We start from the raw sequence: 15,098 nt of genomic DNA, 5'->3' as shown, positions 1-15,098 counted from the left end.
ATCACTCTTTTACGGTTAATTTAACTAATTCAATTTTCTTATTTGTTGCCTCTTCTATTACAAAATGATACATACCAATGGTAATCACCTCCCCTTTTAACGGTATATCGTTCGTAAAATCAACTATAAAACCGCCCAAGGTCCCATAAGAATCGCTTTCAGGTATATTGAGCTTGTAGGCTTGATTCAGATATTCCACATCAAATCGAGCCGAAAAAAGATACGTATCATCCCCCAGTTCCTTTTCAATAAGTTCCTCATCTGAATCGTGTTCGTCTTCAATCTCTCCAAAAAGCTCTTCCACAATATCTTCAATAGTAATGATACCAGACGTCCCGCCATATTCATCCAGCACCACAGCTACACTTTTTCGCTTTTTAGTAAGCAAATTCATAACGTCTTTGATATAAATTGTTTCTGGAACAAATTCCACAGGAATAACTACCGCTTTAATGCTTTTTGGTTTCTTAAACAAATCAAAGGAATGTACGTAACCTATAATATCATCTAATGAATTTTGATACACCACTACCTTAGAGTACCCCGTTTCTATGAACAATTCTTTAAGTTCGGCTATAGAGTCAAATAAATCAATGGCTATCAGTTCCGTCCTGGGACTCATTATATCTCTGGCCTTAACCCCTGAAAACTCTAAGGCATTCTGGAACATTTGTATTTCTGAATCCACCTCATCATCATCTTCCACGCTACTCATTTGCTCCGTAATGTAGTTCCCAAGCTCCACTTTACTAAAATAAAGCTGTATCTGGTCCCCATCGGTTCTGAAGAATTTTTTCAGTACAAAATCAGAAACCCAGATTAAGAACGAGGAAATAAAATAAACCAGCACATAAAAAACATATGCTGGAAGCGCGAAAAATTTAACTAGCACATTGGCATAAATTTGAAAAAAAACTTTTGGTAAAAATTCCGCTGTTATCAGAACAATGAGAGTAGAAAGTACCGTCTGAATGAGCAAATTCAATAAATCAGAAAAATGATACCCTAGAGAATCAATCTTATTCACCAACAAATCACCCATAAAGAAACCATAAACCACTAACGCAATATTGTTCCCAATAAGCATAGCAGCAATGAATTTTGATGGTTTTTCAGTAAGTTTAGTGAGGATTTTCGAAAGAAAATTATCTTGTTTCTTCTCTATTTCCAGATAAATTTTATTCGAAGAAATGAATGCAATTTCCATCCCAGAAAAAAAGGCACTTAGTATTAGACATAATATAATAACACCAATTTCCATAGATTAGGATTGATTATTACGGTCTTGCATCTTCTTCGCATACTTTCTCCTGAAGAAAAACATAAAAATCGCCAGTCCGGCTATCATTACACTCAACCAAGGTGTAGCATCTGGATCATTCCATTTTACAATTGCCTCATAAATGAAATATAAAGCAAAAATAAGGTAAATGTAAGGCGTGTATTTTAAGTAACCCATAATATAATATTTGATATTTATTCTGCCGAATCAAATTCGCCAGTTAATCTTTGTGAATTGATAATCTTAAAATCTTTACTAAAATCTATTCCTTGTCCATTTGAAGATCCTTTTTCATCTGTAAATTTAAACCTTTTTTCAGTAAAAAACCACTCATTTTTTTGATCGTAGTACATTTGCTCCGTCTCGAGCATTTGACCTTTTTCAGAAACAATCTTTACTTTTCCCTGCAAATCAATTATACCAGTAACTTTATAAGAGATCGCATAATTTGAAGTCACGCGCGTCTTCTTACCTTTGTTATCATACAAAGTGACATCTATTCCCTTGGGAAATTCCGTAAAAGGAAAATCAATTGTAGAAAAGTCTAACATTTTAGGACTAAGTAAAACCACTTTTATAAACCCCGAATCAGTGTATTTTAAGTCCACATTATCCGCATCGCCGCTTGGTGTAAATTCCGTGACATTGATTTTTTGAACTTCTTTAAAATTACTTTCACACCCAAAAAACAGAGTCACAGCAAAAACTGTGACTAGGTTAAGTATTTTATGTCTTTTAAGTAAATTCATACGTCCATATTGGCAAATTGAAATGTATTGTGAAAGTTTATTATTGGAATTTCCTTTGTACGAACCACTTGTCATTTAGTGAAAACCCTATACTAATATTCGCGTAGTTTTCCTGAACTAGGTTGGACGATGTCGTTCCTCTTTTCCCCAATTCTAATCCAATATTTACATTTGAAAGAGTCCCCGATATTGGCAATCCAAATCCTAATGTTAGTCCCACATCATTTATAGATTCCCCATTAATAACAAGACCCGTTTTTTCATATTTCAAACCTCCTCGATAAACGATTCTTTTCAAATAATTTGAAAAAGAATTGTATTCTGGAATATAATACCCTCCTAAACTCACATTTCCGTACTTACCATAACCTACATTACTGAAATCATTATAAGTATTCGCTTGGCCTGAAGATTTTTGATAGGCTATTTTTCCACCAATCAACCACTTTTTTGATTCCCCAATACCTGCGCTTACTGTCAATTTACCAGGAAACTTCAAATTAACACTATTCCTTTGCTCTCCCAGAACATCTACAACCGCTAAATCAAATCCTAAATTATAAGCGACAGTCGCTATATTCCTTGTGTTTTGAGATGTCAAAGTATTATCAAATGCATAATTAACGCTGCTATAGACATTTAGTTTACTGTTTAGCTTCGCCTTGTACATCGCTCCAATATCAAAGTTGACTCCTGACAAATTAGCCGTATTACTCTCGCGAGTACCAACAGGAATATCTGTGATGAACTCTAAACTATTCGTTTCAATTTTCCCAAAATTATACTGCGCATCAGCCCCGATACTAAAATTAGGATTTATTTTATACCCAAGGCCAAGAAAGGCTTTATTCAATCCTCCTGAACCATTGTAGCGTCTGTTATTTGTATTGACATCTGCCGAAATTGATTCTATTTTATATCCTACAGAAGAATAAGGAATTAATCCAAATCCCACTCCTATTTTACCAAAAGGTAACCCAACCGCAAGGTAATCTAACGTTGTTCTTCTTGCATTTTCGCTTTCAGTACCTGATTTAAATGTAGTCGTATTATAAGTTCCTCCAAGAGCAAATGTGGTCATCTTTAGATTAGCAAAACTTGCAGGATTTTGTAAGTTGATATGAATACTATCTTGCTCTACAGCTACTCCTGCCATAGAACGATTTTCAACTGTTCCTTTAAATCTAATGTCTCCTATTCCATAATAAGAATAAGGTGACGCAGTCCCTTCTTGAGCAAAGGAAACTAATGACAAAAGCAAACAAGCGCTTACTACAATTTTTTAATTCATTTTTGATTTTATATTGAAATGTTTGATTCAGACTTTCTAAAAGAAAATTTGAATTGGCAAATATGGTATTTTTTAATCGTTTAGCCAAAAATTCTGTATCTCCACCCGTTAAAATTATTATAAAATTTGAATAAATAGTCCGATACTCATCAATGAAACCATCAATCTCATAGGCTAACCCATTTACAACTCCGGAATGAATTGATTCCTTGGTCGATTTACCAACTACCTCTTTGGGACTCTCCAAGGACAACAATGGCAACTTAGCAGTAAAGTCATGTAATGATTTATACCGCAATTGTAATCCGGGTGCAATCGCGCCTCCAAGATATTCGTCTCTCTCATTTATAAAATCAAATGTGACACAAGTTCCTGCATCGATGACTAATCGATTCTGCCCTGGAAACCGTAAAGTTGCCCCAGCAGCTAGAACCATCCTGTCAATTCCCAAAGTTTGTGGCGTTTCATAACCATTAACGAAAGGAAAGGAGTCATTATGAGAAACAAAATGAACTACCACCTCTTTTTCAAACTCCAAAAAAGACTCTTTTTCGATATTTCCAACCGATGCAACAACCAAATATGCAGTATTTGTAAAAATTTTTAAAATATTTTTAATGTTTTTTTGGAGCTCTTCTTTCACAAAAACAAAATGCCGCAAGAGGATATCCCCCTCAAAAACAGAAGCTTTAATTCTTGTGTTTCCCACATCAACTGTTAAAATCATAATTTGAATTTTGATTTTGCGAAGGTACGAATTGATTTTTTTAAAAAAATGTTTTGGATATACTAAAAATCATCCTATATTTGCACCCGCAATGAGCACGGTGCCTTAGCTCAGATGGTAGAGCAATGGACTGAAAATCCATGTGTCCCTGGTTCGATCCCTGGAGGCACCACTTTAAAACCCGAATAGAAATATTCGGGTTTTTTGTTTTAAAAATCTATTCTTTCATCATCTACATAGCATTCACGGTAATACATCTGACCTATTTTACGTTAGTGAGGCACATGATTTAAACGTCCGAGTAAAAATTCAACGAAAACGCAGCTACACAAATTCATATTCATAAATCGCTGTTGATGATATCTTAGTTTTAAAATTTGAATGCGACGAGAAAAAAATGCCTCCTTCCTAAAACCGTTCATTAAACAAATGAAAAGCAAAACGTTTACTAAGAAAATAATTCCTGACCCTTTAATACTAAATAATTTTTATTTCGAAAAAAACACATAATCCATCTATCTCAGGTTCTCCCGTCACGAAACATCGGTGTCGACGACTGCACACAACGCTTTAAAAACCAAATAGTTTAGACGCTTCTGGCTTCCGGTTTTTGTTTTAGAGCAAAAAAAAGAGCTAATGCTCTTTTTTTACTTCTCAGTTTGCTAACCCTATATTGCGTAGGGAATCTAACCTGTCTGAAACACAACCAAATAGAGTACAAAAGCTTAGCTATCAAAAGCAACAGTACCTTACAATTTATTAAACTCAAAACGCTGTCCACCCACCGATGCTTCATACATGAGCCCACCTTTCTGCATCGTATACACCATCACACCTTCAGCATACTTTATATTAGCAGAGGCTCCAGCAGTAACCGCTACTGCTGAAATTTGAGCGGCAAACTCAAATTGATTATTTTTAAACCGCTCCAGCTCAGTTTCCGACTCAAAAAAGATCACTTCCCGATACGCTTGTCCGCCTGCTTGGAACCCGATGCTCAGTTGCGACAGCTTTGCCATACCTACTAAATTATTGCGTTCATAGACAGCTCCGTTTCCAGCCGCTCCCCCTATAATAAATCCTGCCTTACCCACATTAGGAAATAAGACATAGCCATATGCTTCCTCAAAAAGTCCTCCCATGAGAGGATCCGCTTTAATGAATTCAATTTTTGCTGTCTTGCTGTCAGCAATAATTTTGTTCTTCTTAGCACGTGATTGCCCCACCATAGGCGATATGTTTATTGCACAAGCAATCATCACTATCCAAATAACATTTAATTTTTTCATAGCTCTCATTTTAAAATCGTTATCAAATAAACCAACTCAGAATACGAACACTTTCAATCATTAACTAAAAAGCGAAATATGGTTATTCAAATTTAAAATAAATTTCTTAAACAACAGTATAATAGTTTGATTTTCAATACTATAATTAATAACCGATGTGCTTAAAATATAAATACATTTCGACACAACACTACTACTTCCATTTATTTTTAAGTCGCAAATAAATTAACGCTGTTATGTACGCGTCACCAATTGCCGTATGTCGATCACTTTTTTGAATTTTAAAAATCCCGCATAATTCATCCAACCCAGAGTGTTGATCTTGCTGCAACCCTTTAAATTTTTGATACATCATATCAGTATCTATACTTCTGTTTTTGAGTTTCCCCAAACCCATCTTTTTTAATGCTTCATTTATCATTTTAACATCAAAACTCACATGATGACCCACAAGTACGGCATCCTTTATGAAGCCCAAAAATTGTATTATTGCTTCTACCTCCGTTATTTTTTCTTCTTTACCTTCCTTTAAAATCCCATGAATCGCAACTGTTTCTCTTTTAAAAACATCTTGTAGTAAAAACAACTCTAAATAATCCTTCACACGAATTGTGTTTTCATCAATACCGACAGCACCAATGGACAGAATTACATCCATTCGAAAATCCAATCCTGTAGTTTCCGTGTCAAAAGCCACAACCCGTTCCTCTCTAGTCTCTTTTAATTTAGCATCAAAACAAGACAAATAGCTTTGCCAAAATTCAGGATAGATTTTTTTATCTTTTTTAAACCAATTAAAAATTCCCATTTAAGTAAAATAAGTGAGTTGAAATCGAGTTTTGAGAATTTCCTGCACCTCGTGTATCGGCTGAAAAGCATTTTTAAGCTTTACCTTATCCAATTTTGACAATTTATTTAAGTCTAGATATCGTCCCGTGGAGTTACTAGCGAAACCTTCTTCGGTTCGAAATTTTTGCAATACAGAGAATGCCTCCGAACAAGCCTCATAAATCGCAGCGTTTTGCGGCTCTAAAGCTGCTAATTCTTTAAATCTTAAAAACGTATTGTTTAGCCCAATGATTTTTTGATTCAAACACAGCAATCTGGCCGCATCAATTAAAGGCATTAACCCACGACCTTTAACATCAAAACTATCTTTATATTCGCCATCTTTCTCTAATAAAAACTGCCTAAAAAAACCTAATGGAGGTGGACTTTTCATAGCATCTCCTCCTAAGTAAGCAAAGAAGATTTGATTATTATCTATATTTTTAAAAATAGCCTCCGTAATTGCGTCAACCAACGTTTTATCTCCATAAACAAAGTCATAATCAAAAAAAATGGAGCACATTAGAATCCCTTTCTCTCCCGGGCTGTGAATCCAAGTCACATACTGCTCCTTCCATTCTGTTACTGATTTGCACCATAAGGGATTACTGGCCATCATTTCAGCAGGACATAATTCATACCCGACTGTGCTTAATATGTGTATCACATTTTCCGCTAATCGAATAAAATATTTTTTAACCTCAACATATCTTTCAGCAGCTACATCTTCAAAAACCAAAGCATTATCTTGATCCGTCAATAGCAACTGTTCTTTTCTTCCCTGACTCCCTATATTTAACCACGCAAATCGAACAGGAGGTTGCTTTTTCATTTTTAAAATAGACAACTCAATCGCTCTTCTTGTAATGGACGTATTGATCTCCCCCGCAATCTGGCATATATGCGCGATAGGTATATTTTCATACAATGCATTCACAATCAATTTAGTTAGATTTTCTCTGATCGCTTTCAGTTCAACTGCAGTTCGTGCCCTTTTCGTTTGTTTTACAAGTACTCCCGGATTGTTAGCCTGAGCGGTAAAAACATCATGTTCAGAAATAATCCCTATAATTACTGATTGCGGAGTACCGTCTGAAGTCACACACAAATGACCAATATTATGCTGCATCATCAGCAACTGGATTTCAGCAACGGATCGGTTTGCAGGGACAGTAATTAACGGTGTTGACATAATTTGGTCCGCGGTATCGTTGATAGCAAATATTCCCGTAGCAATTTTAGAACGCAAATCTTTGTCGGTAATAATACCAATTGGCAATTGCTTCTCTTCAATAACAACGCTGCCTATTTTATACTTCACCATAATCTCAGCTATGCTTTTTACGGTTACTTTTCCGCTAGCCGTGATCGGGTTTTCAGTAAATGAAATGGGTTTGAAATACTGCATTGTAGTATCCTGTTCCTTATAAATCACATTTTCTGAAATCAATTTCCCCCTATTTTCTTTGTCATAAGGATTTCGCGTATTAGAAGCAAAGCTTTCCAATAAAAATGCTGAAACCTCTGGATTCCGAAAAACATAGGGTTTAAAAACGGCGATAGGAATAGCATAAACCAAACTTTCTTCATGAGCCATGGCGTCCATTAGATAATTATCCTTGGCAAAAAAAGGGCGCAGTCCCAGAATATCACCTTCATCACATTTGTCGATGAGAATTTGTTTTTCATCATAAGAAATCGACAGCCCCACCGCTCCATCCTTAACAACATAAAAAAAAGAATGCGGCTGATCATTAACATTAAAAAGCACTTGATTTTTCTCCAAGTAAACTACCTGAGATTCTTTAGAAATGGCAATCAAATCCGGCAAGCTAAGAACTTAAAAAAGGAGGATTTTTTTTTAAAAAATCAGCTATTCGCTCTGCTATTGAATTTTTCATAAACTGTTTATCATTAACTGAAATTACACAAAATAGAACAGATTTTGATCATAGACTAATTATACTCTGGAAAACCCAAAAGAAATAGCGCTTATAATTGCTGAAATTTTAACAAAACACTACTATAAATACGGCTTCAGTAAATTAACTGCTTTTTATTTACATTATTCTCTTAAAATAATTACTAATTTATTATATTTATGCAAAATTTATATACATGGAGATTTTAGCCTGCCCTAAATGCCAAGAAAATCAAATCATAAAAAGTGGTGTAATCAATAGTAAACAAAGGTATTTATGTAAAAAATGCAATTATTTTTTTACTGTTAATAAAATCGGAAAAAAGATAGATCAATACTACGTTACCAAGGCGTTACAACTCTATCTTGAAGGATTGAGCTATAGAGAGATTGAGCGTATTCTTGGGGTATCACATGTGACTGTTAGCAACTGGGTAAAGTCTTTTAATATACGTAAACCATCTCAAGGTAACTACCACCCCACCTATAGAATATTGAACCACTTAGAACTCGTAGCTTATATTAAAAACAAGGATTTACTGTCTGGCGCCGGCATGATAATAACTGAGCTAGGAGACAAGTTTATGCTTATAAAGTGGGAGCGTTTCAAAGATTAACTATAGTACTTTACACATAAATATATCTTACTTTTTTTTCTTAACAAAAAATTAGACTTTGGCACTCTAGAAACTAACCATTTCACTTAACCAAACTACTAATTAATTATGAAAAAATTTTATTTGATTACAGCAGTCCTGCTTTTATCTTTAAAAGGCTTTTCACAAGGCTCCCCTGATTATGGGGCCGGAATGAAATTTAACCTAAACGAGGATGGCTCGAAGTACCTTAGAGTAATATCTTGGGCGCAAATCTGGGGGCAATACAACTCAGATCGCCCGCTAGACGCCAACGGCAATGAACAAGCTGATCTGGATTTCAGCGTGAGGAGAGCCCGTGTGCTGGTATATGCACAAATTAATAAGGACTTTTTAATTCTAACGCATTGGGGACTTAACAGTCTAAACTCAGATACAATGAGTCCCACTGGATTAGGAGCTGGTTCACAAGTATTCATGCACGATGCTTGGGCTCAATACAGCCTTGGAAAAAACAATGCAATTGGAGGTGGATTACATTATTGGAATGGAATTTCTCGTTTGAATAACCAAAGTACTTTAAACCTGATGACACTGGACAACCAGAGACAATCATGGGCAACTTTAGGATTATCCGATCAATTTGCGAGACACATTGGAGTCTACGCTAAAGGAACTGTTGGAAAATTTCAATATCGCGTTGCCGTAAACGGTGCAGGAACTACTAATCTACAAGCAACTACAGTGCCTGCAAACAACGGTACAGCAACTTATACTGGTAAAAGATTATTAGGTTCAAAAGAGGCGGGAAGAACCTATGCCGGTTATTTTGAATATGGCTTTTTAGAGTCTGAGAGTAACTTTTTACCTTATAAAGTAGGGACTTATTTAGGAACAAAAAAGGTGTTTAATATTGGAGCTGGTTTCTTTTCACATCCTAACGGTTCTGTAATTGCTGATGCTGCTGGAAATTTAAGTGGCGAAAATGTTACTATTTTTGGACTGGATGCTTTTTATGATGTACCAGTAGGAACTCAAGGAGCGGCTCTTACCGCTTATGCCTTGTATCAAAACACAGATTACGGAAAAAACTACAGATTAGGTACCACTTATGAAACGGGATCAATGGTTCATGGGCACCTCGGTTACGTTCTCCCTGGAAAATCAAAAACTCGTTTTCAACCATATGTGTCTTATGATGAAAGACAAATAGATGCAATCAACGATAATGCTTCGCAATTGGGTATTGGCGCTAATGCCTTTTTTAGCGGTCATAATTCTAAACTAACTTTAGAATACCAAACTTTAAAATACGGAACAAATAAAGCAGTAAATACAGTCACGCTTCAAGCAATGATTTACCTATAATTCACTAACCTTTTTAATCCTATCTATCATGAGCGATAAACAAGACAACGCAACTGCGTATTGGAAGGAAAACCTAAGATACCTTCTGATATTATTAAGTATTTGGTTCGCTGTTTCCTACGGGGCAGGAATCCTTTTCAAACAAGCATTAGATTCCTTTAAATTAGGTGGCTTCCCACTTGGTTTCTGGTTTGCACAGCAAGGTTCAATTTATGTATTTGTCATCCTGATATTTGTTTATGTTCATTTAATGAACAAACTAGACAAGAAATACGGCTACGACGAATAATTTAAAAACGATTAAAAAAAATAAACATCATGGATTTACAAACTTGGACCTATATACTTGTTGGGGTTACATTTGCCCTCTATATTGGAATTGCAATCTGGTCGCGTGCGACCTCTACTAAAGAATTTTATGTTGCTGGTGGAGAAATTTCTCCATTAGCAAATGGTATGGCTACTGCCGCTGACTGGATGAGTGCTGCTTCTTTTATCTCTATGGCCGGAATTATCTCATTTGATGGATATGACGGTGCCGTTTACCTAATGGGATGGACCGGTGGATATGTATTACTAGCTCTTTTGCTAGCGCCTTACCTGCGAAAATTTGGAAAATTTACAGTGCCGGATTTCATTGGAGAACGTTACTATTCTAATAGTGCCAGAACCGTTGCTGTTATTTGTGCGCTAGTCGTTTCTTTTACCTACGTAGCGGGACAGATGCGAGGCGTAGGTCTCGTATTCTCTAAGTTTTTAGAAGTTGATATTAATACGGGTGTTATCATAGGTATGGTAATTGTTTTGTTTTACGCTACTCTAGGCGGTATGAAAGGGATCACTTATACCCAAGTAGCACAATATTGTGTTTTAATATTTGCCTTCATGGTTCCTGCGATCTTTATTTCTATACAAATGACAGGAAACCCAGTACCTCAAATCGGAATGGGAGGAACTGTTTTAGGAACTGATACGTATTTACTTGATAAGTTGAATGGTCTTTCTACAGATCTTGGTTTTGCAGTATATACTGATGGTACAAAATCAATGGTTGATGTCTTTGCAATCACACTAGCTTTAATGGTTGGTACCGCAGGATTACCTCACGTTATTGTTCGTTTCTTCACCGTAAAAAGAGTGAAGGATGCCAGAAAATCTGCTGGATACGCATTGATTTTAATTGCCATATTATATACGACGGCACCGGCAATTTCTGTTTTTGCAAAAACAAACTTAATTGAGACAGTTAACGGAAAAGACTATACTTCAATGCCAGCTTGGTTCACCAAATGGGAGAAGACCGGTTTATTGGCATTTGAAGACAAAAACGGAGATGGTAAAATTCAATATTACAATGACAAGTCTACAGATGCAGCGTTTTTAGCAGCTGAAGATGCAAAAGGAAATAAAGGAAGTGAGCTGACGATTGATAAAGACATCATGGTACTCGCTAATCCTGAAATTGCCAACTTGCCTAACTGGGTGATTGCATTAGTTGCAGCTGGAGCATTAGCCGCTGCCTTATCTACTGCTGCCGGTTTACTATTGGTTATTTCAGCTTCCGTGTCTCATGATATTATCAAAAAAATGATCAACCCAGATATTTCAGAAAAAGGGGAACTTTGGGCTGCTCGTGGAGCTGCAGCTGTTGCAGTGGTTATTGCAGGTTATTTTGGTATCAATCCTCCCGGCTTTGTCGCCGCCGTGGTAGCCCTCGCCTTTGGATTAGCCGCCGCATCTCTTTTTCCTGCAATCATCCTTGGTATTTTTGATAAGAAAATGAATAAAGAAGGAGCTATATCAGGGATGGTTATCGGACTTTTATTAATGCTTTTCTACATGTTGAAATTCAAATTTGGTCTTTTTGATGGTGGACAAGAAGCTGTTGCTAGTTTAAAAGATAGCTGGTGGTTTGGAATTTCTCCTGAAGGTTTTGGAACCATTGCAATGCTTGTAAACTTTGCTGTAGCATTTACAGTTAAAAGTTTTACACCAGCGCCTCCACAAGATGTTCAAGATATTGTAGAGCACATTAGAATTCCTTCTGGCGCTGGCGAAGCAACACATTAAAAATTATTAAATAAGTTATAAAAATTATTTTTAAACTATACAATCTCTACATTTTTTTGTAGAGATTGTATTATTTAACACCATGAAAAAAAGACACGAACAAAAGTTGGTTATCCTCTCAATGCTTTTATTATTAGCGCTGAATATACCGCTATTGCTGCTATTTGACAATTCAAAATCTTTTTTTGGCTTTCCAATTATCTACGTCTATATCTTTTCGGCATGGTTGTTCTCCATAGCGATCTCTTTCCTAATCATAAAAAAATATTATGAGTAGTATCGGTCTTTTATTGATTTTGGCTCTGTATGTATCGATTCCTTTTTACATAGCACATTGGGCAGAAAAAAGAAATAATTCTAAATGGACAACTAATCCGTATATCTATTCTTTTTCCTTAGCAGTATATTGCACCGCTTGGACTTATTACGGGAGCATTGGTGTTGCTGCACAATCCGGTTTAGGTTACCTACCAATCTATGTGGGCCCGATCATCATCATACCTACGTGGATGATTATCCTTAAGAGAATTGTCCGAATTTCAAGAGTTAATAAAATATCCAGTATTGCTGATTTTATTTCTTTGCGCTATGGCAATAGCCGATTTCTAGGAGCACTGGTAACTTTAATCTGTATTTTTGGAGTTTTACCCTATATTGCCTTACAACTTAAATCCATTTCAGACACCTTTAATATTGTCACCAATACACAATCGAGTTCCAATATTTTTAGTGACACCACCACTTATGTATGTATCGCACTCGCTTTGTTTGCCTCCTATTACGGGACAAAATATGTAGATGCTTCTGAAAAAAGGCGCGGCATTGTCACTGCAGTCGCGATGGAGTCTATTCTAAAATTAGTCTTCTTTTTAATCATTGGTATTTATGTAACCTACTTCGTGTTTGATGGTTTTGACGATATCTATGCGAAAGCAGCACTACTTGATAACTTTGATAAAAAAAATACTATTGGGGGACTAACGGAGGGAATGAATTGGTTTTTTCTTTGCGTTTTATCCATGTTTGCTATTTTTATTTTACCTAGACAATTTCACACTGCTATTGTTGAAAATAATAACGAAAAACACATTAGAACAGCACTATGGCTTTTCCCCTTGTATTTACTACTTTTTAATATTTTCGTTTTCCCAATTGCTTGGGGAGGCAATATCCTTTTTGACGGACAAGGATTAAATGCCGATACCTATTCTTTATTAATTCCACAATTTTTCAACAATAACACTTTGACCGTGATCGTCTTTCTTGGTGGGTTTTCGGCGGCAATTTCCATGATTATTATTTCGACCATTTCCTTATCCACCATGCTCAGTAACAACTTATTGATTCCCTATGGATTTGTAGGTTCATTAGAAAACACATCTCAAGAAAAAAACAATAAACGCATTTTAAATAGTAGAAAAATCGCTATTTTTTCATTAATAATTACAGCCTACTTCATCTACCGTTTTTTCGCTTTAGATTACTCTTTAGTTTCCATAGGATTGGTCTCCTTTGTCGTTATTGCGCAATTAGCCCCTTCTTTTTTTGGTGCTTTATTCTGGAAAAGAGGCTCTAAAAAAGGTGCTGTGACGGGAATTATTCTTGGTTTTTTTATCTGTTTTTATACCCTGTTACTCCCTTATGCTATAGGAATCACATCCACTTCCAGCACATTCCTTCAAGAAGGACCCTGGGCACTTGAGCTGTTAAAACCTTTCCAGCTTTTTGGACTAGATTATTTAGAGCCTATCCAGCATGCCTTTTTCTGGAGTATACTGTTTAACACGATGAGTTATCTCGCAGTTTCAGTGAGTTTCAAAGGGAATTATAGAGAGCGCAACTATGCTGAAATGTTTGTGGATATTGATAAATACATTACCAATCATGAGAATGCTTTTGTATGGAAAGGAACCGCCTACATCGCTGATATTCAAAAAGTGTTACAACGCTTCCTTGGCGAGGATAGGACAAAACGGGCTTTAAAAATTTTTAATCTAAAATACAATATCGACAAAAACATCAACACTGCCGATGCCCGATTTATAAAGTTTGCCGAGAATTTATTGACGGGTCATATTGGTACGGCTTCCGCCAAAATTTTAATTTCAAGTGTAATTCAAGAAGACAAAATTAGCCTTCCCGAAGTATTGCAAATCCTAGAAGAGTCGCAAGAAAATATTATTATCAACAAAAAGCTGACCGATACTTCAAAAGAGTTAAAGAAGATATCAGAACAGTTAAAACATGCCAATCAGGAGCTTATTAAAAAAGACCTCCAAAAAGATGAATTTCTAGACACCGTTACGCATGAACTCCGAACACCTATTACGGCGATACGTGCGGCAACCGAAATACTTCATGACGACGATGACGAAATCCCAAATGAGGTAAGAAAACAATTTCTAAAAAGTATTATATCCGAATCAGATCGACTGAATCGACTGATTAATAAAATTCTGGATTTAGAAAAATTTGAAACAGGTAAACATAAGATTTACCTATCAAAAAACGACATATCGAAGACCATAGAAAACACGATTGATTCCGTTAGCCAATTAATAAAGAATCAAAAAATTAGGGTAGTATTCGATGAGACTCCCCATGAAATAAAGGCATTTTATGACGAAGAAAGGATCGTTCAGGTAGTTCACAACTTATTATCAAATGCCATAAAGTTTTGCTCTGAAACCGATGGGGAAATCTCGATTACGATATCTGAGAATGACAAAGATATAGCAGTCCGCATTCACAACAACGGTAAAGGAATAAAAGGAGAAGAGTTTGAACCCATATTTGATAAGTTTTATCAATCTCGAAATCAAAATGTAAAAAAACCTGTGGGAAGCGGCTTAGGGCTTGCCATTTGCAAACAAATCATAGAACATCATAAAGGGAATATTTGGGTCGAAAGTACACTCGGAAATGGTGCGACATTTATTTTCACATTACCCAATTACAATACAACTGAGAAATAATA

The 15,098-nt window shown here is 35.8% G+C and carries 13 protein-coding genes and 1 tRNA gene; 6 read left to right on the top strand and 8 right to left on the bottom strand.

Annotation, left to right across the window (positions count from 1 at the left end):
* Window position 1: 1 nt before the first annotated feature.
* From A3SG_RS0101350 to A3SG_RS18775, 5 genes are read right to left on the bottom strand one after another with little or no spacing between them, the layout of a single operon-like run.
* Window positions 2-1,261, bottom strand: a complete 1,260-nt coding sequence (locus tag A3SG_RS0101350; protein ID WP_029596543.1) for a hemolysin family protein — start codon at window positions 1,259-1,261, stop codon at window positions 2-4.
* Between the two features lie 3 nt (window positions 1,262-1,264).
* Complete coding sequence (locus tag A3SG_RS0101345) at window positions 1,265-1,459, bottom strand: DUF6526 family protein (RefSeq protein WP_016988212.1); 195 nt, start codon at window positions 1,457-1,459, stop codon at window positions 1,265-1,267.
* 17 nt (window positions 1,460-1,476) lie between these two features.
* A complete protein-coding gene (gene lptC, locus A3SG_RS0101340) occupies window positions 1,477-2,031 on the bottom strand; it encodes an LPS export ABC transporter periplasmic protein LptC (protein ID WP_029596542.1) in 555 nt (184 codons plus the stop codon).
* A gap of 40 nt (window positions 2,032-2,071) precedes the next feature.
* Window positions 2,072-3,286 (bottom strand): membrane protein, encoded by a 1,215-nt coding sequence (locus A3SG_RS0101335; RefSeq protein ID WP_016988210.1) that lies wholly within the window; start codon window positions 3,284-3,286, stop codon window positions 2,072-2,074.
* Window positions 3,216-4,049 (bottom strand): type III pantothenate kinase, encoded by an 834-nt coding sequence (locus A3SG_RS18775; protein WP_016988209.1) that lies wholly within the window; start codon window positions 4,047-4,049, stop codon window positions 3,216-3,218. Before A3SG_RS18775 ends, A3SG_RS0101335 begins: the two co-directional genes overlap by 71 nt.
* Window positions 4,050-4,148: 99 nt before the next feature.
* Here A3SG_RS18775 and A3SG_RS0101325 point away from each other — a divergent pair.
* Window positions 4,149-4,221: transfer RNA gene (locus tag A3SG_RS0101325), tRNA-Phe, on the top strand.
* A gap of 577 nt (window positions 4,222-4,798) precedes the next feature.
* Here the strand turns inward: A3SG_RS0101325 and A3SG_RS0101320 are convergent.
* From A3SG_RS0101320 to A3SG_RS18770, 3 genes are all read right to left on the bottom strand, one after another.
* Complete coding sequence (locus A3SG_RS0101320; RefSeq protein ID WP_232226235.1) at window positions 4,799-5,278, bottom strand: YSC84-related protein; 480 nt, start codon at window positions 5,276-5,278, stop codon at window positions 4,799-4,801.
* 253 nt (window positions 5,279-5,531) lie between these two features.
* On the bottom strand, window positions 5,532-6,146 hold the full coding sequence (locus A3SG_RS0101315; protein ID WP_016988207.1) for a PolC-type DNA polymerase III: 615 nt from the start codon (window positions 6,144-6,146) through the stop codon (window positions 5,532-5,534).
* Complete coding sequence (locus tag A3SG_RS18770; RefSeq protein WP_016988206.1) at window positions 6,147-7,997, bottom strand: DUF294 nucleotidyltransferase-like domain-containing protein; 1,851 nt, start codon at window positions 7,995-7,997, stop codon at window positions 6,147-6,149.
* A gap of 287 nt (window positions 7,998-8,284) precedes the next feature.
* On the opposite strand from A3SG_RS18770, the gene A3SG_RS0101305 reads away from it, so the two are divergent.
* From A3SG_RS0101305 to A3SG_RS0101285, 5 genes are all read left to right on the top strand, one after another.
* Window positions 8,285-8,704 carry a helix-turn-helix domain-containing protein gene (locus tag A3SG_RS0101305; protein ID WP_016988205.1) on the top strand — a complete coding sequence of 140 codons (420 nt, stop codon included), beginning with the start codon at window positions 8,285-8,287 and terminating at the stop codon, window positions 8,702-8,704.
* A gap of 108 nt (window positions 8,705-8,812) precedes the next feature.
* Window positions 8,813-10,051: a hypothetical protein gene (locus A3SG_RS0101300; RefSeq protein WP_016988204.1), complete on the top strand. Its 1,239-nt coding sequence runs from the start codon at window positions 8,813-8,815 to the stop codon at window positions 10,049-10,051.
* A gap of 28 nt (window positions 10,052-10,079) precedes the next feature.
* Window positions 10,080-10,340 (top strand): DUF4212 domain-containing protein, encoded by a 261-nt coding sequence (locus tag A3SG_RS0101295; protein ID WP_016988203.1) that lies wholly within the window; start codon window positions 10,080-10,082, stop codon window positions 10,338-10,340.
* 29 nt (window positions 10,341-10,369) lie between these two features.
* Window positions 10,370-12,121 carry a sodium:solute symporter family protein gene (locus tag A3SG_RS0101290; protein ID WP_016988202.1) on the top strand — a complete coding sequence of 584 codons (1,752 nt, stop codon included), beginning with the start codon at window positions 10,370-10,372 and terminating at the stop codon, window positions 12,119-12,121.
* A 269-nt stretch (window positions 12,122-12,390) separates the two neighbouring features.
* Window positions 12,391-15,096 (top strand): ATP-binding protein, encoded by a 2,706-nt coding sequence (locus tag A3SG_RS0101285; RefSeq protein ID WP_016988201.1) that lies wholly within the window; start codon window positions 12,391-12,393, stop codon window positions 15,094-15,096.
* The last annotated feature ends 2 nt before the right edge of the window (window positions 15,097-15,098 follow it).

The organism is Flavobacterium sp. ACAM 123, assembly GCF_000264055.1.
Classification (GTDB): Bacteria; Bacteroidota; Bacteroidia; order Flavobacteriales; family Flavobacteriaceae; genus Flavobacterium.
Note: the sequence above shows the minus strand (reverse complement) of the source record. Positions and strands in the feature narration are given on the sequence as shown.